This is a genomic window from Clostridium pabulibutyricum, from assembly GCF_058242705.1.
This window is the reverse complement of the sequence record NZ_JBZAYZ010000010.1, coordinates 71,039-92,821: the sequence shown is the minus strand read 5'-3', so window position 1 is coordinate 92,821 and position 21,783 is coordinate 71,039. Positions and strand designations below refer to the sequence as shown.

The 21,783-nt window shown below is 34.7% G+C and carries 18 protein-coding genes; 8 read left to right on the top strand and 10 right to left on the bottom strand.

What is annotated here, in order from left to right:
• The first annotated feature begins 19 nt into the window (after window positions 1–19).
• Window positions 20–658: an ABC-2 transporter permease gene (locus AC4CVH_RS11560; RefSeq protein WP_490787905.1), complete on the top strand. Its 639-nt coding sequence runs from the start codon at window positions 20–22 to the stop codon at window positions 656–658.
• A gap of 28 nt (window positions 659–686) precedes the next feature.
• Here AC4CVH_RS11560 and AC4CVH_RS11555 read toward each other — a convergent pair whose 3' ends face one another.
• Window positions 687–3,932 carry a DEAD/DEAH box helicase gene (locus AC4CVH_RS11555; RefSeq protein ID WP_490787929.1) on the bottom strand — a complete coding sequence of 1,082 codons (3,246 nt, stop codon included), beginning with the start codon at window positions 3,930–3,932 and terminating at the stop codon, window positions 687–689.
• 123 nt (window positions 3,933–4,055) lie between these two features.
• On the opposite strand from AC4CVH_RS11555, the gene AC4CVH_RS11550 reads away from it, so the two are divergent.
• The 3 genes from AC4CVH_RS11550 to add are packed head-to-tail and all read left to right on the top strand — an operon-like array spanning window position 4,056 to window position 6,566.
• Entirely contained in the window at window positions 4,056–4,946 is an 891-nt protein-coding gene (locus tag AC4CVH_RS11550) for a TerC/Alx family metal homeostasis membrane protein (RefSeq protein ID WP_490787904.1), read from the top strand.
• Between the two features lie 48 nt (window positions 4,947–4,994).
• The gene (locus AC4CVH_RS11545) at window positions 4,995–5,492 is read left to right on the top strand and encodes an amidase domain-containing protein (RefSeq protein WP_490787903.1); all 498 of its coding nucleotides are present in this window, start codon (window positions 4,995–4,997) and stop codon (window positions 5,490–5,492) included.
• A gap of 57 nt (window positions 5,493–5,549) precedes the next feature.
• Window positions 5,550–6,566, top strand: a complete 1,017-nt coding sequence (gene add / locus AC4CVH_RS11540) for an adenosine deaminase (RefSeq protein WP_490787902.1) — start codon at window positions 5,550–5,552, stop codon at window positions 6,564–6,566.
• Window positions 6,567–6,595: 29 nt separating this feature from the next.
• On the opposite strand, the gene AC4CVH_RS11535 is transcribed toward add, so the two are convergent.
• The 7 genes from AC4CVH_RS11535 to AC4CVH_RS11505 form a co-directional block, all read right to left on the bottom strand.
• Window positions 6,596–8,113 (bottom strand): phosphohexomutase domain-containing protein, encoded by a 1,518-nt coding sequence (locus tag AC4CVH_RS11535; RefSeq protein WP_490787901.1) that lies wholly within the window; start codon window positions 8,111–8,113, stop codon window positions 6,596–6,598.
• 143 nt (window positions 8,114–8,256) lie between these two features.
• The gene (gene sufU, locus AC4CVH_RS11530) at window positions 8,257–8,700 is read right to left on the bottom strand and encodes a Fe-S cluster assembly sulfur transfer protein SufU (RefSeq protein WP_490787900.1); all 444 of its coding nucleotides are present in this window, start codon (window positions 8,698–8,700) and stop codon (window positions 8,257–8,259) included.
• Complete coding sequence (locus AC4CVH_RS11525; protein WP_490787899.1) at window positions 8,687–9,931, bottom strand: cysteine desulfurase; 1,245 nt, start codon at window positions 9,929–9,931, stop codon at window positions 8,687–8,689. Before AC4CVH_RS11525 ends, sufU begins: the two co-directional genes overlap by 14 nt.
• Window positions 9,928–11,100: a Fe-S cluster assembly protein SufD gene (sufD, locus tag AC4CVH_RS11520; protein ID WP_490787898.1), complete on the bottom strand. Its 1,173-nt coding sequence runs from the start codon at window positions 11,098–11,100 to the stop codon at window positions 9,928–9,930. The genes AC4CVH_RS11525 and sufD overlap by 4 nt, the downstream gene beginning before the upstream one ends.
• A 10-nt stretch (window positions 11,101–11,110) precedes the next feature.
• Window positions 11,111–12,532 (bottom strand): Fe-S cluster assembly protein SufB, encoded by a 1,422-nt coding sequence (gene sufB, locus AC4CVH_RS11515; protein ID WP_490787897.1) that lies wholly within the window; start codon window positions 12,530–12,532, stop codon window positions 11,111–11,113.
• 29 nt (window positions 12,533–12,561) lie between these two features.
• Window positions 12,562–13,308, bottom strand: coding sequence for a Fe-S cluster assembly ATPase SufC (gene sufC, locus AC4CVH_RS11510; RefSeq protein WP_490787896.1), 747 nt, complete (start codon window positions 13,306–13,308; stop codon window positions 12,562–12,564).
• Between the two features lie 167 nt (window positions 13,309–13,475).
• On the bottom strand, window positions 13,476–14,642 hold the full coding sequence (locus tag AC4CVH_RS11505; RefSeq protein ID WP_490787895.1) for a DUF4317 family protein: 1,167 nt from the start codon (window positions 14,640–14,642) through the stop codon (window positions 13,476–13,478).
• A gap of 367 nt (window positions 14,643–15,009) precedes the next feature.
• Between AC4CVH_RS11505 and argC the strand changes: the two genes are divergently transcribed.
• From argC to AC4CVH_RS11485, 4 genes are read left to right on the top strand one after another with little or no spacing between them, the layout of a single operon-like run.
• On the top strand, window positions 15,010–16,047 hold the full coding sequence (gene argC, locus AC4CVH_RS11500) for an N-acetyl-gamma-glutamyl-phosphate reductase (RefSeq protein ID WP_490787894.1): 1,038 nt from the start codon (window positions 15,010–15,012) through the stop codon (window positions 16,045–16,047).
• Window positions 16,048–16,074: 27 nt separating this feature from the next.
• Entirely contained in the window at window positions 16,075–17,298 is a 1,224-nt protein-coding gene (gene argJ, locus AC4CVH_RS11495; RefSeq protein ID WP_490787893.1) for a bifunctional glutamate N-acetyltransferase/amino-acid acetyltransferase ArgJ, read from the top strand.
• Window positions 17,299–17,311: 13 nt separating this feature from the next.
• Window positions 17,312–18,178 carry an acetylglutamate kinase gene (gene argB, locus AC4CVH_RS11490; protein WP_490787928.1) on the top strand — a complete coding sequence of 289 codons (867 nt, stop codon included), beginning with the start codon at window positions 17,312–17,314 and terminating at the stop codon, window positions 18,176–18,178.
• Complete coding sequence (locus AC4CVH_RS11485; RefSeq protein ID WP_490787892.1) at window positions 18,179–19,354, top strand: aspartate aminotransferase family protein; 1,176 nt, start codon at window positions 18,179–18,181, stop codon at window positions 19,352–19,354. It begins immediately after the preceding gene.
• Window positions 19,355–19,478: 124 nt separating this feature from the next.
• Here the strand turns inward: AC4CVH_RS11485 and thiI are convergent, their stop codons facing one another.
• Both thiI and AC4CVH_RS11475 read right to left on the bottom strand, forming a co-directional pair.
• Window positions 19,479–20,624: a tRNA uracil 4-sulfurtransferase ThiI gene (gene thiI / locus AC4CVH_RS11480; protein ID WP_490787891.1), complete on the bottom strand. Its 1,146-nt coding sequence runs from the start codon at window positions 20,622–20,624 to the stop codon at window positions 19,479–19,481.
• Window positions 20,621–21,757, bottom strand: coding sequence for a cysteine desulfurase family protein (locus tag AC4CVH_RS11475; RefSeq protein WP_490787890.1), 1,137 nt, complete (start codon window positions 21,755–21,757; stop codon window positions 20,621–20,623). Before AC4CVH_RS11475 ends, thiI begins: the two co-directional genes overlap by 4 nt.
• Window positions 21,758–21,783 lie beyond the last annotated feature (26 nt).

The window sequence follows — 21,783 nt, the reverse complement described above, 5'->3', positions numbered from 1 at the left end:
TAACTATGGAGGTACTTATATGTACAGTTTAATTTTAAAGGATCTACTTATACAAAAAAGAACTTTTATATCAATTTTATTTGTTACAGTCATAACAAGTTTAAATTTCACATTCTCTCCTGAAATAATGTTCTCATTTATAGCTACCTTTTCAGCTTACTCTCTTTTGACAGGTACCTTTTATTATGATGAAAGAGCAAACGTAATGCTAAACAGCTTTCCTCTTACGAGAAAAACAATAATAGTCTCAAAATATATATCTCCCTTCATATTCCACGCCATAGGTATAATTGTAGCATATGCAATTCCCAATATATTTTATATCGCAAATATTATACAGGTACCCTCGACACTGCATCCCGAAATTATAATTGGGAGCTTTGCAGGAACTATAATTCTAGCTTCTGTTGATCTGCCTGTATATTACAAATATGGTTATACTGCAACAAGATATGTTTTCTTATTTCTATTCCTTGGAGTTTTCCTTGTATTTACATTATTGTTCAAATCTAAAGATATTAATTTTAGTATAGTTTCTAATTCTCTCCAAAATATACCTGACAGTTTAATTTGTTTAATGCTTGTAGTTTTTCTTTGTGCAATATACGCAGTATCTTTCCTTATGTCCTATTTCAGTTACAAAAACAAGGACTTCTGATGAAGTCCTTACAAACTCAACTTACATGTTACTTGAATAAATTTATTATATCCTCTTCAGACATTGATGTTATTCCACTGTTTCCAGATAATCCATCACCTATGAGATTGTCTATAAGACGCTTTTTCTCATCTTGAAGTTTAATTATCTTCTCCTCAATGGTTCCTCTTGCTATGAGCTTAACCACTTCCACAGCATGTTTTTGCCCTATCCTGTGGGCTCTATCCTCAGCCTGTGACTCCACAGCAGGATTCCACCATGGATCAAAATGGACAACTATATCTGCGGATGTAAGGTTAAGCCCAGTACCGCCTGCCTTGAGACTTATCAAAAACACAGGGCTATTTCCTGAATTGAACTTGTCAACCAATTCAATTCTGTCCTTTGAACTTACGGAACCATCCAAATACTCATATCTAATATTTATTGAGTCCAGTCTTCCCTCTATATTTTTAAGTACAGACGTAAATTGTGAAAAAACAAGTATCCTATGTCCTTCATCAACAGCTTGAAGCAAAAATTCAGATAAAGCTTCCATCTTGATACTGTCCCCATCATAATCTTTCATTACAATAGAAGGATCAATACATATCTGTCTCAGTTTAGTTATATATGAAAGTATTTCTATTTTGCTATTTCTAAATTCACTATCACGTACCTTGTGCTGTATAAGTTCAAGTGCATACTTTGCATATGCCTTATAAACTTTCTTCTGGTTTTTGTCCATTTCCAGCAAAATTGTCCTTTCTATCTTTGCAGGAAGTTCTTTAAGTACATCTTTTTTCTTTCTCCTCAATATAAAAGGTTTCACAAGCCTGTTTAAATCTTCAATTACAAAGGGTTCCTCTTTAAATCTCTTATAATATCTTACAGTAAATCTCTTTTCGTCATACAAATATCCCGGCATTATAAAATCAAAAATAGACCATATTTCCATAACTGAATTTTCAACCGGCGTACCTGTAAGTGCAAACTTTCTACAGGCATTTATTTTCTTCACGCTTTCCGCATTCTTTGAATGTGAATTTTTTATATACTGTGCCTCGTCAATTATGCAGTAATCAAATTGAATATCCGAATACAACTCAATATCTCTTCTTAAAAGATTATATGTAGTTACAACTACATTAAGTTTCAAACTGCCCCTTATAACTTTCATTCTTTCAGATTTGCTTCCAACTGCGGCAGATACTTTCATAACAGGGGCAAACTTATTGAATTCAGACAACCAGTTGTACACAAGCGACGTCGGCACTACAACAAGTGAACTGCTGTTTTTATTTGAAAGAAGAAATGCAACTGTCTGAATTGTTTTTCCAAGTCCCATTTCATCTCCGAGTATACCTCCAAATCCAAGGTAATCCAGTGTTTTAAACCAATTATATCCTACAAGCTGGTATGATCTCAAAGAAGCCTTCAATTCCTTCGGTACGGCAAAGTTCATATCTTTAACTTCCATAAGTTTGTCTCTTATTTCTTTTAAAGCATCAATTCCACTTACATACCTCATTTTATTATCTTCAATATATTGTTCCATGTAAATGCTTTTATTTTTATTTACTTTAAAATCTCCGCCGTCCAAATCTTTTGGAGCCACTGTATCTATAAATTTTAAAAGCTTCTTAATTTCCATATTTTCAAGATCGAGGTACTGGCCATCCTTAAGTTTATAATATTTTAATTTATCTCTGAACGCCCTCAATATATTCTTAGTTTCTTCCTTTGGTATATCTCCAATTTTAAAAGCAACTTCAAGGTAATCATATTTTCCACTTTTTATATCAACCGCAATGCTGCTTTTATCAAGGTACTTTATCCCTTTGAAATTTTCGGAATAAAATACTTCTCCTGCTTTCTGAAGTTTTAAAACATCACTTTTAAAAAATCTAAAGATATACTCATCTCCACCGATAAAATAAAATTTGTCACTTTTTCTTTCAAGCCCAAGATTTTTTAAAAGAACCAGGATTTGATTTTCCTTTTTTAAATCCCTGTACACCACTTTTTCTCTACAGTCTCCAAATATATTGAACTCACAGCTGCCATACTTTACGTTTACCCCCAGTTCAACTTTCTTTCCCTGCATATCAAAATAAAACCTTGGTATACATTTTTCATCTACTATTTTCTTTCTTATGTCTCCGGATATATCCAGATTCAAAGAAATTTGCTTAAGCCTTGGAATCAACCTTCTCAAAATCCTATCTTCCTGTTGAATCGGAAAATCAATTCTGTTTAATCCCAGAAACACTGAAAGATAGGGTTTTATATTTTCACAATATTCGATTTCAGGCAGATATACCATAGTTCCATATAAAAAGACATTATTTCTTGAACTCAATGGAAGAGGCATACCATCAGGTACCTGGAGTTCATATGCCTCTTTCCTCTTGGAAATTTGAAACTGAACCGGTGGATTTTCCAAAATTATCTCTGTCTCCACTGTCCTATACAAAAAACCTTCATCCAGATAAACTCTATGATATCTGACAGTATAGAAAAATTCCCGTACGAGGTAATCTGGTATATTTATATATTTTCCCTCTATGTTTGACTTTCTTATTTTACTCCTATATGTATTGCTGCTATAAATATCATCAAGCATCCTTATAAAATCCAGAAGAGCTTTATCTTTTATAGAAAACATACACCTTTTCATATCAAATACAAATTTCTTACCATAGTTTACAGAAATTCTACCCTTAACTGCTGTCAAAAACTGATATATATCCTTTAAAACATATAATTCCTTTGAACACATAGATACAAGCCCTATTTTAAACTGTGCCGAAATACTATTGTTCCACTGGTTTCTCTCAACATACACCTCTATTTTTATTTCTTGTCTATTATCTTCCCCATCAAGAAGCATTGAAAGTGTATCTTCTCCACATTTAAGTTCTTTTGATTCTCCTCCCTTATACTGAATGGAAGAATCAAACTCTTTTAAAACCTCTCCAATGGAACTGGAAAACAACGCTGCAACATGCTTGCAGCAGTAATTATCCTTGTTGAACTCATTTTTCTCATAATCTTTGCAGCTGCAATATGTCGATATGACTTCCCTGTTCTTTACATCCATCTCTATTTTTACATTGTAAGTACTGAAGAGACTTTCCGAAATCACCTCTCCTGTTATGCACACAATATCATCTGATTTTTCAACACTGCATGACGAAACCAAATCATTTTCTAAAATTTTCAGTCCCTTTCCATAATTCCTGCCAGCTGTTTGCTCTTTGAAGATTTCAACAAGTTTATTTCTATCCAAAATATCACCCTACAATCAATAATATACAGATTTTAATTATAGCACAAATTTATAATTGAGTTTTAATATATAAGTTTATCATTAACCTTTTAAACAATAAATTTTACTTGATATTTTTGCCTGTTCATGTTATTCTCTATACATAAAATTAAAGGAGGTATAACCATGTCTACAAAAAAAGCTCTAAAAAATCTATTAATATGGATAGCTCTTGCTCTCTTATTTAATGCATGCATATACATATTCCAGGGTCCTCAAAAAGCTCTCTCCTTCCTTGGCGGATATGTAATAGAACAAAGCCTCAGCCTTGATAATCTTTTTCTTTTCCTGCTCATATTTGAAAGTTTCTCTATAAGTCCCAGATTTCAAAAAAGAATACTGAGTTATGGAATTATAGGTGCTATAGTTTTAAGACTTTTATTTATTGTTCTCGGTGTCTCCATAATAAACAAATTTCACTGGATTTTGTACATATTTGGAATAACTCTTATGATAAGCGGATTCAAGATGATATTTATTAAAGACAATAAACGCGACTTCAAAAGAAGCAATATACTTATATTCTTGAATAAGATAATTCCCGTTTCGGATGAACTTGACGGTGAAAAATTCTTTATAAAGAAAAATAAAATACTGCATGCAACTCCCCTATTTGCAGTTCTTATACTGATAGAGATATCCGACATAATATTTGCAGTAGATTCAATACCTGCAGTTTTTTCAATAACAACTGATCCACTCATAGTATATACATCAAATATCTTCGCAATACTAGGCCTTAGAAGCATGTATTTTCTACTTCAAAAAGTTCATAATAAATTTGAATATGTGAAATACGGAGTGGCACTAGTGCTTATATTTACAGGGATAAAATTGTCAGTTGCATTTTTTCACATAAGCATCTCAATACCCCTGTCGCTTTCAATTATATTTGTAATAATATCAGTAAGCATATTTTTTTCAATTGCTGCAAGCAAACGCAGGCTTACTCGGGACAAGTTTCGTAACATAACTTAAATAATTATCATAGTATTATATCAGAATCACTTTTATATGGAGTATAAAATGAAAAAAATCATGCTATCATATTCAGGAAACGATGCTGCAGCATATGCCATAAATCATGCTTTGAAGCCGAATCCAAAGTACAGATATTTCACTGTACATGGTTCCGGCGGAGGAGACTGTACAAACTTTGTATCCCAATGTCTGAGGTTCGGTGGTGCCCCTTTTGTTTCCCTTGGAAATAATCAGTGGTGGTACGATAAAAATGCCTGTTCAATTTCCTGGGCCGTTGCAGGCTCTCTTTACTGGTACCTTAAAATCAACTTTTCCGAAAACTTGCATGGTATAAAGGGAACTGAAATATCTTCACCCTCGAAACTATCCCCTGGAGATATAATCTTTTATGAGAATTCAAAAGGTAGAGTACGCCACTCTGCAATTGTAACTTCAATCAGTGGAAATTGTCCTTTAATATCACAGCACACTCCAAACCTTTTAAATGTATCTTATAAAAAAGACTGGGCATCAAAAATGCACTTTTTTAAAATATCTCTTTAGAATGTTGCCATACTCCAACTCTAAAGCTATAATTTATTGTGATGAGGATGTGGTATTATGAAGCTTGATAAATTAATAGAATTCATTCCTAAAGTTGATATTCATTGTCATTTAGATGGAAGCATACGCCCTGATACAATGCTTGATCTTGCATCAAATGAGAATATAAAACTACCTGCTGAAACTACAGACAGTCTCTCAAAATATATAAAGGCAAACGAAGTCTGTGCGTCACTTAAAGAATATCTTGAGAAATTCAACATACCTATAAGACTTATGCAAAGTTACGAAAATATATACAGAGTAACATATGAACTTATACAAGATGCCGCAAAGCAAAATATACGATATATAGAAATACGTTTTGCCCCTTTGAACCACATTCAAAATGGACTTTCCCTGAAAGATGTAATAAATGCATCCCTTGAGGGAATAAAGTATGGTTCAAAGAAATACAATGTCATGTCAAATCTCATTTTATGCATAATGAGACATGATTCTCCTGAAAAAGGTGAATATATTGTACGTCAAGCTGAAAACTTTGCTAATTGTGGTGTAGCTGCCATAGACCTTGCTGGAGATGAAAGTTTTCCTCCTGAAATACACAAAAAAGCATTTGAGATGGCAAAATACTTTGGTATTCACAGAACAGTACACGCAGGTGAAACAGGAAATTTTGAAAACATAACAAAGTCAATAAAATTTCTTGATGCGGAAAGAATAGGTCATGGCGTATATGCTTTCAAATCAAAGCACATAATGGACTTTCTTGCAGAATCAAAAATTCCACTTGAAATGTGCATTACAAGTAATATCAATACTTCTGCTGTTTCCTCCTATGTATCCCACCCTATAAAAAAATACTTGGATGCAGGGATTGCTGTCACGGTAAACACGGATAACACTACAGTTTCAGATACAAATATAATAAAGGAATACAACTGCCTTGTAAAATATCAACATTTTACGTCATCTGACATAAAGAAAACAATAGCGAACGGAATTTCAGCATCTTTTCTTGAGGACGATGATAAGAAAAAACTTCTAATTGAACTTGACAATTTTAGAAAATAGTAAAAGAAGTGGAAAATCCACTTCTTTTACTATTTTATGCTTGATAAATCAAGTTTGTCATATTCACTTAAAAACTCTAAAAGTTTAGAGGATATGAAGCTTACTCCCCCTTCCCTCTCTGATTCGATATTAAGAGGCATTACAGCTTCATGAAGTGACATTCTAAGTAAAAACCATCCTGCACCATGAGAATCATCACAATTTACACGTATTCCTTCATAATTTTGAGGTTCCAGGCTCCAACCAGGCACTTTGGAAACAAAACTTCTCAAATCTTCAAGTATCTTATTCCCATAATCTTTGAATTCATCCAACTTGATATTTATTCTATACTCCGAGCTTTCAAGCGGAATATCTAGTTTTGATATAATATCCCCTAGTGTTTTTCCACCGTCCTTTCTCAAATTCGCCATATTAACAATTATCTTTGAAACGAGATAAGCTCCATCATCCAGAAAATAATTTTCCTTGAGGGCAGCATGTCCTGATGTTTCAATTGCAAAATAGCATTCTTTCCCTTCGTCATTAAATCTTATAGCCTCATTTATAACATTTCTGTAACCTCTCTTGAATCTATGATGTATACCTCCATGAGATTCTATAAATTTCTTGAGTCCTGTACTTGTAACTGAATCCGTAACTATTATAGAACCCGGATGTTCTGAAAGTACAATTGCCGATACAAGTGCAATAAGTGAATTTCTATTTATTTCTCCGCCATTGCTGTCAACTACAGCCGCCCTGTCTACATCGGCATCAAAAATAATTCCAAGATCTGCATTGTTTTTGAGAACTGCATCTTTTATAGAATCCATGGCTTCCTTTTTTTCTGGATTCGGTATATGATTTGGAAACCTTCCATCTGGCTCTATAAACTGACTGCCTTCAGTATCTGCACCAAGCCTTTTAAGGACTTTTTCTACAAAAAATCCACCTGCACCATTTCCAGCATCCACCACTATCTTGAATCCAGTAAGCGGCTTCAATTTATTTCCGGTATTTTTAATTCCATCTATTATCTTATGTACAAGGAAATTGCTGTAATCATCCATTAAATTTTTCTTCTGAATGTTTCCCTGCTGCTCGGATTCTTTAAAAACCCCTCTATCCGCAACATCAAGAAGCTTTTCTACATCGCTTCCCTCGAAACCTCCCTTTTTAGTAAAGAATTTCAGTCCATTATAATAATAAGGCAAATGACTTGCTGTAATCTCAACCGCACCATCTGATTTATAATCATCAAATACTGTACTCATAAACATAGCCGGAGTTGAGCAAAGTCCACAATCAAATACAAAACAACCCATCTTTTGAAGTTCGGACACAAAGATATCTTTTATTTTGGGACTTGTTATTCTCGAATCCATACCTATTGATATCTTTAAATTTTTAAATTCTTTTCCCGTTTTGGAAGATAAAATCTCTGCAAAAGATCTTGCTATAGTACTTATCATGTCATATTCAAGGTTTACAGGTCTTTGGTCATTTTCCAGTACTACTCCTCTTATATCGGTTCCATTTTTCACATTTTGCCATTTCTTATCCATTAATATCCCTCCTGATATAAGTTCTCTACTACTTAATTGTACTATATTATCTGCTGTCAGTACTAAACTTTTTATTTTTTCAAGTAAAAAACTGTAGTTTCTCCCGTAACAAAACCACAGTTTTTGACATTCCACACAAATTATTATTTTTTTTGATCTCTCTTCTTTATCGCTTCTTCCAGTGTATGCCAGGCGAGCACTGCACATTTCACTCTTGCAGGCATCATTGATATATTCTTCAACGCTATGGCATCTTCAAGCTTTTCGAGTTCTTCTTCATCTGTAATTTCTTTCTTTATCATGCCTATGAATGTCTTTACATAATCCATAGCCTCATCAATTGTTTTTCCCTTTATAAGATCAAGCATCATTGATGTAGATGCCTGGGATATGGCACATCCACTTCCCTCATATGCAGCATCCTGTATAACATCTCCATCAAATTTCAACGAAATTGTTATATCATCTCCGCAGCTTGGATTGTGTCCTCTTTCTTCCAAATCAGCATTCTTTATTTCCCTTTTGTTTGTAGTGTCCTGATTATGTTCTGTTATTATTTGTGAATATATCATGCTAAGATCGTCCATAGCCTAACCACTTCCTTACATTTTTAACTGCGTCTATAAAAATATCTATCTCATCAATCGTATTGTATAAATAAAAGCTTGCTCTTGATGATGCCTGTATTCCAAGGTATTTCATAAGAGGCTGTGCACAGTGATGACCGGATCTTACCGCTACTCCATAGCTGTTAAGTACTGTCGCAACATCGTGGGGATGAACATCTTTTATATTGAATGATATTATTCCCCCTCTGTCACTTACATCTTTGGGACCATATACTGAAATATAATCTATATTTGAAAGCCTCTCCAATGCATATCCGGTCAATTTTTTCTCATGTTCCTCTATATTGTCAATTCCTATGGAATCAATATAATCTATAGCTGCACCTAAAGACACCGCGCCTTCTACATTCTGAGTTCCAGCCTCAAATTTGAAAGGAAGCTCTGCAAATGTGGCATCCTGTTCGGTAACATACTCTATCATCTCTCCGCCTCTCAAAAAAGGAGGCATTTCAAGCAAAAACTTTTCTTTGGCGTAAAGAACTCCAATTCCCATGGAAGAAAGCATTTTGTGACCTGAAAACACAAAGAAATCAGCATCAATGTCTCTTACGTCAACTCTCATGTGTGGAACACTCTGCGCACCGTCAACTACAGCTATCGCACCTTTTTCATGTGCATATTCCACTATGTCCTTTACAGGATACTTGGTTCCTAAAACATTCGACATATGTGCAACTGCAACAATTTTCGTCTTTTCAGTGATTTTCGTCTTGTACTCGCTTTCCGTAATCCTGCCATTGGAGTCAATATACATGTATTTTAATATTGCACCCTTGGCCCTGGCAACCATCTGCCATGGAAGCACATTGCTGTGATGCTCTGAGATAGCTATTACTATCTCATCGCCCTCTTTTATAAAATTCATGCCATAACTATAGGCAATCAAATTCAATGACTCGGTGGCATTTCTTGTAAATACAATTTCACATGCCTTTTCAGCATTTATAAATTTTCTTACTTTCTCACGGGCACCCTCAAATGCCTCAGTGGATGTAACTCCAAGATAATGTGCCCCTCTATGTGGATTTCCATTTAAATTTTCATTGTAATTTTTTACAGCTTCCATAACTTGAACAGGCTTCTGCGTCGTTGCCCCATTATCAAAATATACAAGATTCTTTCCATCAACTTTTATTGAAAGTATCGGAAAATCATGCCTTATTTTTTCAATATCCATCAAAGTCTTCATTTTTCAAGCCTCCTTACAAGCTCCTGAGAAAGAAGCTCTCTCAAATCTTCTGCAGGAACCCTATCAAAAATAGGGCTGAATCTCGCTTCTATCACAAGCTTCTCTGCCTGACTGTATCCAAAACCTCTGCTCATGAGATAGAAAAGCTGATTCTCATCTATCTTTCCTACACTTGCAGCATGCTCTCCATCCACATCCTCTTCATGACACAAAAGCATCGGAAGTGTATCCGTCTTTACTGTAGTATCAAGAAGAAGTACTTCCTCTGACTGGGCACCTTTTGATTTTGAAGAACCTTTTCTAAAATCTATATTCCCCTTGAATACCTTCTTCGCCCTGTCTTTAAGTACGCCCTCTATTACCATATTGCTCATACTTCTGCGTCCAAAGTGATTAGTAGTATAATATAAATCCTGCTTTCTATCTCCATCTACAAGATATGCCGAGTATATGTCGGCACCGCTTCTTTCACCCTTCAAATCCGAATTGTAATTTGTAACATTTATACCGCTTCCGATTTCAACAGTAACCCAGTTGACTTTTGCTCCCGATTCTACAAGAGCCATATTCGAATCAAAATGTGAAGATTTATCATTCATCCTCTGTATCTTTACAACATTGACCTCTGATCCCTGTTTTGCAACTACACGTGTAAGCCCATCATGAAAAGCCTTTGTATTATCATTCTCTGTATAATAATCAAACAGAACTGTAATCCTGCTGTTTTGACCGGCAACAATCAAATTGTTGTCTACAACCACCGGATTGTCTTCATCAGGTCTAAAATTAACTCTTATATAAGAATTCGAACTTTTATTTTCGGGTACACCTACATATATTCCGGAATTGAAACCATCTTCAGCAATTTTCACAAAATCATCTGAAACTGAAACTGCATCTTCAAAGCCCGATACATCACAAAAACATCCATTTCTCGATTTGTCCTTTATATTACTTATCTCTATGCCTTCGAAGTCTTCCCTCTTAAAATCTATATAATCTTTAGAATACCTTCCTATCTCCGGAAACTCGAAATCACTGGCGGTAAAATTATTCAATCCGAGATGTCTCCATGTAGGAACATAAGCCTGATTCAACTTGAAATCTTTCTTTTTTTCCAAAGTGGAAACTATATCTTTATTATCAAAATTCTCTTTTTTGTCTATCATGCTTTACCTCCTATCCTATCGTTCCTTTTAATTCTAATTTAATGAGATTGTTCATCTCTACTGCATATTCAAGTGGAAGTTCCTTTGCAACAGGTTCTACAAAACCTGTAACTATCATTCCCCTTGCCTCTTCCTCCGTAAGTCCTCTGCTCATAAGATAAAAAATTGCATCATCGCTTATTCTTCCTATCTTTGCTTCATGTCCTATATCTACATTGTTGTTTGCAACAGATACAACAGGTATCGTATCCGACCTTGATTCACTGTCAAGCATAAGTGATTCGCAGGATACACTTGCCTTTGAATTATCAGCATTGCTTGTAGAACTCAAAAGTCCTCTGTAGATTGAAACACCACCGTCTTTGGATATTGACTTGGAATTTACAGTAGATGTAGTATTTGGTGCTGCATGAACTACCTTAGATCCCGTATCAAGATACTGTCCTGCTCCTGCAAAAGTTATACCTGTAAATTCACATTTTGCTCCTTCTCCGCGCAGTATACTCATTGGATAAAGCATCGAAACCTTTGATCCAAATGAACCTGTAACCCATTCTATATGTCCGTTTTTATCTACAGCAGCCCTTTTTGTATTAAGATTATACATATTCCTGGACCAGTTCTCTATTGTACTGTATTTCAATGTTGCACCTTCTCTTATGTAACATTCAACACATCCTGCATGAAGATTGTTTACGTAATATTTAGGTGCCGAACATCCTTCTATATAATGAATTTTTGCACCTTTTTCAACAACTATCAGCGTATGTTCAAACTGTCCTGCTCCCGGTGCATTCAATCTGAAATAAGACTGTATTGGAATATCAACTTCCACACCTTCCGGAACATATACAAAGGAACCGCCGGACCATACTGCTCCATGAAGTGCTGCAAACTTGTGATCTGTTGGTGGAACAAGTTTCATGAAAAGAGGCTTTACAATATCCTCGTAATCCCTTATTGCAGTTTCCATATCCATGTACAGAACACCCTGTTTTTTTAACTCGTCACTTACATTGTGATATACAACTTCCGAATCGTATTGTGCTCCAACTCCAGCAAGTGATTCATGTTCCGCCTTTGGTATTCCAAGCATATCAAAAGTTTGTTTTATATCTTTCGGTACGTCTTTCCAATCGTGTTTCATATTCGTATCCGGTCTTACATAGGTAACTATATTATTCATGTCAAGATCACTCAGGTCGGCTCCCCAGGACGGCATTGGCATTTTGTTATATATATCAAGCGACTTGAGCCTGAATTCCTTCATCCAGTCAGGATCATTCTTTTCTTCGGATATCTTATCTATTATGTCTTTTGTGAGTCCGCTGTCAGTTTTATAACTGTATTTAACTTCGTTTTTCACGTCATAAATATTTCTTTCAACAATATTTTTCTCAACGTCATTTATATACGTTCTATTTTTATCCAATCAAAACACCTCTCTTTTCAAGCAATTGGCTAGACCATGGCTTTAAATTCATCATATCCATGTTTTTCTATATCTTCTGCAAGAGAAGCATCACCAGTCTTAACTATTCTTCCATTTACAAGTATGTGTACATAATCAGGTTTCAAATGCTCCAAAATGCTGTTATGGTGTGTAATTATAAGTACTGAATTTTCTTGTGTTCTAAGTTTGCTTACTCCTTCTGAAACTATTCTGACTGCATCTACATCAAGTCCCGAGTCGGTTTCATCAAGCATTGCAAGCTTTGGCTCAAGTATGGCCATCTGTAAAATTTCGTTTTTCTTTTTTTCTCCGCCTGAAAATCCTACGTTCAAGTATCTCTGTGCATACTTCTCATCTATCTTGAGCAAACTCAATTTTTCTTTAAGCTGTCTTCTAAATGCAAGTATTCCTATTTTCTTGCCTGCAACAGCAGATTTTGCAGTACGTAGAAAATTCTCAACAGTTATTCCCTGTATCTCCTCTGGATATTGAAATGACATAAATATTCCAAGACGTGCCCTTTCATCCACCTTTAAATCTTTTATTGATTTTCCTTCGAACAACATGTCGCCGCCGCACAGCGAATATTTAGGATGACCCATTATTGTATTTACAAGAGTAGATTTACCTGCCCCGTTAGGCCCCATTATGGCATGAACCTCTCCCTTTCCTATTTCAAGGTTCAATCCTTTTAATATTTCCGTTTCACCAACTTTTGTCCTAAGATCATTTATTTTCAATAACTTGCTTTCCATCATATCTCTCCTTCATATCCGAGTGTTTAACTCTTATTTAACATCAAAAAAATTTAAGTCTTAATCATTAAAACCATATCAGACTTAAATACTCAGGATTACTATATCTACATTTTACTATTTATTTAAAAGATAATCAACAATATTAGTCATAAAAATTCGATTTATCAATAATTCTCGGTTTCGATATTGAGTCCGTCTATAGTAACATCTTCATTTAAAGTTATGAGAAGACACTTTCTCCCTTCCCTATCTCTTATTTGTTTTATATTATTCAAGTTTCCTGGAGTTATAGTTATATTTATATTGTCATTTTCTATCTTTATAGATTTCCTATCAAAATCAGGAAGCACGTTTTTTACCTTGAACTCATAATTTCCACCGCAAATTTCTTCAAAAGCGCTTTTTACAACTTCTCTGCTTTGAACTCCACTCATCTCAAGTATATCGGCAACTTCCTTCATGTCGATTTTAGGATCTTCTTCATCTTTCTCATCATCTTCAAGCTTCATATTTATATTTTCATATATATCCTGCATAACTTTAGGCTTTATTTTGTTCTCAACTGCAGTTTGTATTATGGAATTGAAACTATCCTTTTCCTCTACTGCAGTTGGCTTCACAAAGCATCCCAAAACATCTTCCACAAATTTTTGATTCATCTGTTTTGCCTTGTGTGAATAATATATTACTTTGTTCACATCTACATAGCCACCTGAAAACGCTGGAAATACAAATCCATCCAAAGGTGAATTCAAATTTACAGTTACATCCAGAACTGAATTTGCCTTAAATTTCATCTCGGAATAATCGAATTTCAATACTTTTTTAGGTACATCAATCTTGTTTATCGTACACAATATAAATTCTATATTTTGTACATATTCCTCCAGCTCTTCACCGTCAGAAGATTTTTTCTTGTCTGATTTGTAATACTCCGCTTTTATAAAATTTATAACAACATCAGTTTCATATTCAAAATTCTTTGCAATTTTTTCTACAACTATATCGGCAAATTCAGGGATTCTTTTCTTACCCTTTAGTGCTTCATAAAGTATGCTTTGAGTCCTTTCGTCATTTTGCTGCTGCAGACCATCGCCTGCAAAATCCAATTCAAATATCTTCGAATCTATAGAACCTGTAAGAACCTTTTTAAAGTTTCCAAGATACAATTCCCTTGTTTCAATATCCATCATTTCAAAAGGAACAAGTTCCTTAGTTATAGTTTTTCCATTATCTTTTTTTAAATAAACACTATACACTTCTTTCAATGGAACTGCACTGCTGTCAATTTTAAATTCTTTTTTCAAATCGGCTAAATCTTTTTTATTCATATTGATACTCCTCATACGTAAAAGTTTTTTACCTTGAATTACCTGCAAGACAATTATATACAAAACCAAATGCAATATACAACAGTTAAAAATCAAATGCATAAAGCTAATATGCATACTTATGCAATTTTATTAAAGCTAAATCAAAATACATGATATACAAATATATACTGCAAATAAATATATATTAAAAGGAGCTTTTAATTTTTTCAACTACATTAAAAATGATTATTTATACATTTGCAAGATTTTTTTGTGATTTTTATAAATATTATTGCATAATTATTCATAAAGTTTTATAATGATAACTATTAAAAATAAAGAACAAGTATTATACCCTATGGTTTAATTGCAGAAGGAGGTAATAATGACGCTTAAAGTTGGAATTATCGGAGCCACTGGATATGTAGGTGCCGAACTCGTAAAACTTTTACACGGACACAGTAAAGTTGAAATATCATCTATATCTTCAGTCAGCTATAAAGGAAAAACTTTTTCAGAAGTATATCCCAGTTTTTATAATGTAAATAATTTAATATGTGAAGACCAGGAAACAGTAATAGAAAAAAGCGATGTAATCTTTCTTGCTCTCCCAAATGGTTTAAGTGAAAATATCGCATATAAAATAACGAATCAAAACAAACTATGCATAGATATGGGTGCTGATTTTAGATTTAAAAGCAGTTCAACCTACAAAAATTGGTATGGAAGTGATTTCTCTCTTCCAAAACTTCACGAAAAATCAGTTTACGGTCTGCCTGAATTGAACAGAAAAAAAATCAAAAATTCTAAACTCATAGGAAATCCCGGATGTTTTGCAACGTCAATAGAACTTGCACTTCTCCCCTTGATATCTAATGATATTATAGAAGAAACAGGTATAATTGCAGATTCAAAGTCCGGAGTTACCGGACGAGGACGAAGTTTAAGCGAAGGATCACTTTTTACAAATTGTAATGAAAATTTCAGTGCATATAAAATAGCAAATCATAGACATGTTCCAGAAATGGAAGAGGTGCTTGATTCAGTTTCCAAAAGCCATGTAAAAATTACATTTACACCGCATCTTCTACCTGTAAACCGTGGAATTTTATCTACGATATATACTTCACCCAAAAACAAAATTGACATTAAAAAAATCCATGAATATTATAAAAGCTTTTATGAAAAAGAACCTTTTGTAAATGTACTTCCCCTTGGTGAAACTTCAAAAATAAATAATGTAAGACTCTCAAACTACTGTCAGATATCCCTTCACCACGACACAGAAAACAACAAACTCATATTGATATCATGTATAGACAATATGATAAAGGGAGCTGCAGGCCAAGCTATACAAAATATGAACATAGCTTGCGGTTTCGACGAAAAAGATGGTCTTGACATTATACCATCCATATTTTAATACAATAATTTAAAGGAGGCCGCTAACATGAATTTCAATATCAAAGGAGGAGGAGTTACCTCACCTTGTGGCTTTAAAGCTTCTGGAATAAGTACGGGTTTAAAACACAGTGGTAAGAAAGATCTTGCTCTTATTTATTCTGAAAAAGCATGCCGCTGTGCTGCAGTATATACAAAAAATATAGTAAAGGGTGCACCTCTTGTTGTTACAAAAGAACACCTAAAAAATCCAACTGCAAAAGCTGTAATAATAAACAGCGGCAATGCAAATACATGCACTGGAAAAACAGGATTAAAAAATGCAGAAAGCATGTGTGAATGCTGTGGAAACATTATAGGTATCGACAGCGAGGATGTACTTGTTGCATCCACTGGAGTAATCGGAGTCCAGCTCGATATCGAAAAAATAAGCAATTCCATACCAAAGCTTGTGGAAAACTTAAATGAAAATGGCTCAAAAGACGCTGCAACTGCAATAATGACCACGGATACAATTTCTAAAACTGCATCTTTATGTTTCGATATCAACGGTAAAAAAATAACCATAGGTGCAATGTCAAAAGGTTCCGGAATGATACATCCTAATATGGCCACTATGCTTGCCTTCATAACAACCGATGCCGATATTTCGCAGGAGCTTTTAGAGAAAGCCCTGAAAGACTCTGTAAAGGTCAGCTTCAACAGAATATCAGTAGACAGAGATACATCAACAAACGATATGGCAATAATAATGGCAAATGGATCAGCTTCAAATCCATTAATAGAAGACGAAAATTGTAAAGAATACAAAACATTTAAAGCTGCATTGAAATTTCTTACTGTTCATATAGCAAAAATGATGGCAAAAGACGGCGAAGGAGCTACAAAATTAGTAGAATGCAAGGTTATAAACTCCAGTTCCGAAAAAAGCGCCGAAACACTTGCAAAATCCGTAATATGTTCAAATCTTGTAAAAACTGCAATGTTCGGATGCGATGCAAACTGGGGAAGAATTCTAGATGCCCTTGGATACTCCGGAGTAAATTTTGATGTTAACAAATTAAAACTCTCCATAGAAAGTTCAAAAGGTTCGGTATCTGTATTTGAAAATGGCAATCCCATAAATTTTTCTGAAGAACTTGCAAAAGAAGTATTATCAGAAGACGAAATTTTAATACTCGTTGATACCGCGGATGGTAAATATGAAGTCTCCTGCTGGGGATGCGATCTTACTTATGATTACGTGAAAATTAACGGCAGTTATAGATCTTAAAGGGAGGCGTTCAATATTGGACCACGACGAAATAGCCAACGTACTTGCAGAGTCTCTTCCTTATATACAGGAATACAGAGGTAAGACTCTAGTTGTTAAATATGGCGGAAATGCCATGATAACTGATGACTTGAAAAAATATGTTATAAATGATCTTATACTTATGAAATGCGTGGGTATAAATCCTGTAGTAGTACATGGAGGCGGCCCTTTTATATCTTCATACTTGAAAAAGCTCAACAAAGAAACCAAATTTATAAACGGACTCAGATATACCGACAAAGAAACAATGGATATAGTACAGATGGTTCTTTGCGGGAAAGTAAACAAAGATCTCGTAAATCTGGTTGAAAGCTGCAATGGAAAAGCAATCGGGCTGTGTGGAATGGATGGTTCAATGATAAAAGCAAAAAAAATATCCGGCGGCGAAGATTTGGGACTTGTAGGCGAAATCACCGAAATAAATACTGAAATCATTGAAAACTCAATAAACAACGGATATATGCCAATAATAAGTAGCGTTGCCATGGGTTATGATTCTGAAATATACAACATAAATGCAGATACTTGTGCTTTCAAAATTGCCTCTGCACTGAAAGCCGAAAAGTTAATACTTATTACAGATGTACCCGGCGTAATGACAGACTTAAATGACAGCTCGAGTTTAATATCCAAACTTAATTTAAATGAAATAAACAACTTATATAAAGACAATATAATAAAAGGTGGAATGATACCCAAGATCAACTGCTGCGTTGAATCTATAAAATCAGGCGTAAAGCGTGCCCACATTATAGACGGTCGAATTCCACACTGCCTTCTCCTTGAATTATTTTCAAAGAAAGGCATAGGTACTATGATTTATGAGGAGGAAAATTAAATGGATTATATATCATGTGCAAAAAAATACCTTATGAACACTTATGGACAAATACCCGTAGTATTTACACAGGGCTCAGGCTGCAATCTATATGATACTGAAGGTAAAAAGTACCTTGATCTTACATCCGGCATTGGAGTGTCCTCACTTGGATATGAAAACCCGGACTGGATAAAATCAGTTACTGATCAGGTTAAAAATCTAGCCCATACTTCAAATATATTTTTAAATATTCCCGAGATTACTCTTGCAAAAAAACTGGCTGAAGCTTCTGAAATGAGTAAAGTTTTCTTCTGTAATTCCGGAGCTGAAGCAAACGAATGCGCAATAAAGTTGGCAAGAAAATACAGTCAGATGAAATATGGCATGGAGAGAAGTACCATAATTACGTTAAAAAAGAGTTTTCATGGAAGAACCATAACCACGCTTAAAGCTACAGGACAGGAAAAATTCCACAAATATTTTTCTCCTTTTCCAAGCGGTTTCAAATACTCGAATGTAGACATAAATTCTCTTTATGAAACCCTTGACTCTTCGGTATGTGCAATAATGATGGAAGCTATACAGGGTGAAGGCGGAGTAATTCCCCTTCCCCAGGAATTCGTAGAAAAAGTATTTGAAATAAGCAAAAAGAACGACATACTTGTTATATTCGACGAAGTTCAATGTGGAATGGGCAGAACAGGAAAGCTATTTGGATATGAAAATTTCAATGTCAAACCCGACATTGTATCAACTGCAAAAGGCCTTGCAGGAGGCCTCCCAATAGGTGCAGTTCTTTGTAATAAAAAACTTGAAAACACTTTTGAACCTGGAGATCACGGCTCAACTTTCGGAGGAAATTTAATAAGTACCGCAGGCGGCAACTGTGTTATCGACAAGCTTACAACTCCCGGATTTTTGGATGAAATAAAAGAAAAAGGATCTATTGTAAAAGACTTTTTTAAAAAATCAGATTGTAAGAATATCGTTCAGGTTAGGGGAATGGGCCTTATGATAGGTATAGAGATAAATTCAGATTCCTCATCAAAAGTACAAAAAATGGCTCTTCAAAATGGTGTTCTTGTACTTACTGCCGGTCCAAATGTTGTCCGATTACTTCCTCCTCTTGTTATATCACCTGACGAGCTTAAATCCGGACTTGAAGTTCTATCAAGCATAATAGAATCAATTTAAAATAAAACTCAAAGAAGATAGCTTTTCTATTTTCTTTGAAAGGGAATAGACTAGATTGTCTATTCCCTTCTTTTTTATGTAAAAAACCGCCCACATTCAAATTGAGTGGTATCTATTATAAGGTTTATTTATTAAAACACTCCGTCTTTTCTATAGCATCACGCACAAGTCCCTCTATGTCAAGAATACTTTCAGCTTTTCTTATCTCTGCAACCTTTGGCTTTGTTTTAGGATGTTTGGGCACAAATATAGTACAACAATCTTCATATGGAAGTATTGATATGTCATATGTACCTATCTTTCTCGCCTGATCCATTATATCTATCTTGTCCATGGCAATCAGCGGTCTGAAAACAGGTCTGTCTGCTACATCATTACTTACTACAAGTCCATCCATTGTCTGGCTGGCAACTTGACCTATACTCTCACCTGTAGCCACAGAATCAACATCATATTTCTCAGCAAGTCCACATGCAATTCTCATCATGAACCTTCTCATTATTATAGTAAGTTCATCTTCCCTGCACTTTTCAATAATCTGCATTTGTATATCTGTAAATGGAGCTACGTACAGATTCATCTCTCCTGTGTATCCTTTAAGTACCCTGGCAAGGTCCTTAACCTTTTCCTTTGCCCTTTCACTTGTATACGGGTGACTGTGGAAATACACGCAGTTTAGCTTAACACCTCTTCTCGCCATCATATATCCTGCAACAGGAGAATCTATTCCGCCAGAAAGCATAAGCATGGTGCTGCCATTTGTTCCATAGGGCATACCGCCTTCAGCTTTTATTCTTTCCGAATAAACATACGCTTTATCCCTAACTTCAACATTCACAAAAAAGTCTGGCCTTTTTACGTCCACAGAAAGTTTCTGATTGTTTTTCAGTATATATTCCCCTATCATCTTACTTATATCCATGGAGTTTATAGGGAATTTTTTGTTTGCCCTCTTCGTTACAACTTTAAATGTATTCCCGATACATTTATTTGCACTTGAAAGAGCCTGTTCCTTTATGCTTTCCATATCCGGCTCTATTTCATATGCAATACATATCTCAGAGACTCCAAAAACTTTTCTGAGCCTTTCTACAGCCGCATCAGTTTCAATACAATCTATAAACCATCTTCCGTCATCCCTTATAAATGAATATTCTATTCCTCTCATTACCCTTTTTATATTGTCCATAAGTTTTTTTTCAAATTTTCTCTTGTTCAGACCTTTTAAAAATATTTCCGGTGAATATTTCACAAGTAAAAGTTTTCTCATATTTTAATTCTCCTTAAAAATTTCAAAGATTTATTAAGTGTATCAACAGTGTAGTCAACTTCCTCCATAGTGTTAAATTCACTAAAGCTAAATCTTATAGTTCCCATTATGTGGTTCTTTGAAAGTCCGATTGCACCAAGCACCCGGCTCTCCTTATTATCTTTTGCAGAGCATGCAGAACCTGTAGATACAAATATGCCTTTATCTTCAAGCATATGGAGAAGCACTTCCCCCTTAACTCCAAGAAATGATACACTTAAAACATATGGTGAATAACACTCGCCCTGGCTGTTTATGCTGATATCGGGAATGTTTTTTAATTTTTCCATAAAATAATCTTTCAGCTTTGAAACCCTGTCAAAATTATCGTCACATCTAGCATATATCATACTCGAGGCTTTAGCTAATCCGCATATTCCAGGCAAATTTTCTGTTCCCGATCTAAAGTTTTTTTCTTGTCCACCTCCATATATAAGCGGATTGGGATTAAGACCTTTTCTAAGATAAGCAAATCCGATACCTCTCGGTCCATGTATTTTATGTCCGCTTACAGAAAGCATATCTATGCAGCATTTTTTCACATCTATTCTATACTTCCCATATGCCTGAACAGCATCAACGTGAAACTTCACCCTGTCACTTTTTTTCTTAAGTTCTTTTCCTATTCCGCAAATATCCTGAACAACTCCTGTTTCATTGTTCGTATGCATTATACTTACAACTACAGTATCCCTACCCACAGAATCAAGAAGCTGGTCAATACTTATTCTTCCCTTTTCATCAACATCAAGATATGTTACCCTGACTCCACAAGATTCAATATACCTGCACGTATTTAAAATACTCGGATGCTCTATTTTAGTGGTTATCATATGATTTCCAGGCTTTAAAAAACCTCTCAGGAGAAAATTGTTGCTCTCGCTTCCACAGGATGTAAATATTATTTCATTTCTATCGCAGTTTAAAGTTTTAGCTATTGTATCTCTTGATTCACTTATTTTGTTTTCAGCTTCTATTCCAAGGGAATACGCCGATGAAGGATTCCCGTAATAACTTTTCATACTCTCCGATACAGTCTCTACAACTTCACCGTAAGGTCTGGTAGTAGCACTATTGTCAAAGTAAACCTCCAAAATCATTCACTCCTCATGATCAAATG

Coding starts and splice junctions, on each gene's coding strand:
- AC4CVH_RS11560 (WP_490787905.1), top strand. CDS start 20: ATGTACAGTTTAATTTTAAAGGATCTACTTATACAAAAAAGAACTTTT.
- AC4CVH_RS11550 (WP_490787904.1), top strand. CDS start 4,056: ATGTTATTCTCTATACATAAAATTAAAGGAGGTATAACCATGTCTACA.
- AC4CVH_RS11545 (WP_490787903.1), top strand. CDS start 4,995: ATGAAAAAAATCATGCTATCATATTCAGGAAACGATGCTGCAGCATAT.
- add (WP_490787902.1), top strand. CDS start 5,550: ATGAAGCTTGATAAATTAATAGAATTCATTCCTAAAGTTGATATTCAT.
- AC4CVH_RS11535 (WP_490787901.1), bottom strand. CDS start 8,113: ATGGATAAGAAATGGCAAAATGTGAAAAATGGAACCGATATAAGAGGA.
- sufU (WP_490787900.1), bottom strand. CDS start 8,700: ATGGACGATCTTAGCATGATATATTCACAAATAATAACAGAACATAAT.
- AC4CVH_RS11525 (WP_490787899.1), bottom strand. CDS start 9,931: ATGAAGACTTTGATGGATATTGAAAAAATAAGGCATGATTTTCCGATA.
- sufD (WP_490787898.1), bottom strand. CDS start 11,100: ATGATAGACAAAAAAGAGAATTTTGATAATAAAGATATAGTTTCCACT.
- sufC (WP_490787896.1), bottom strand. CDS start 13,308: ATGGAAAGCAAGTTATTGAAAATAAATGATCTTAGGACAAAAGTTGGT.
- AC4CVH_RS11505 (WP_490787895.1), bottom strand. CDS start 14,642: ATGAATAAAAAAGATTTAGCCGATTTGAAAAAAGAATTTAAAATTGAC.
- argC (WP_490787894.1), top strand. CDS start 15,010: ATGACGCTTAAAGTTGGAATTATCGGAGCCACTGGATATGTAGGTGCC.
- argJ (WP_490787893.1), top strand. CDS start 16,075: ATGAATTTCAATATCAAAGGAGGAGGAGTTACCTCACCTTGTGGCTTT.
- AC4CVH_RS11485 (WP_490787892.1), top strand. CDS start 18,179: ATGGATTATATATCATGTGCAAAAAAATACCTTATGAACACTTATGGA.
- thiI (WP_490787891.1), bottom strand. CDS start 20,624: ATGAGAAAACTTTTACTTGTGAAATATTCACCGGAAATATTTTTAAAA.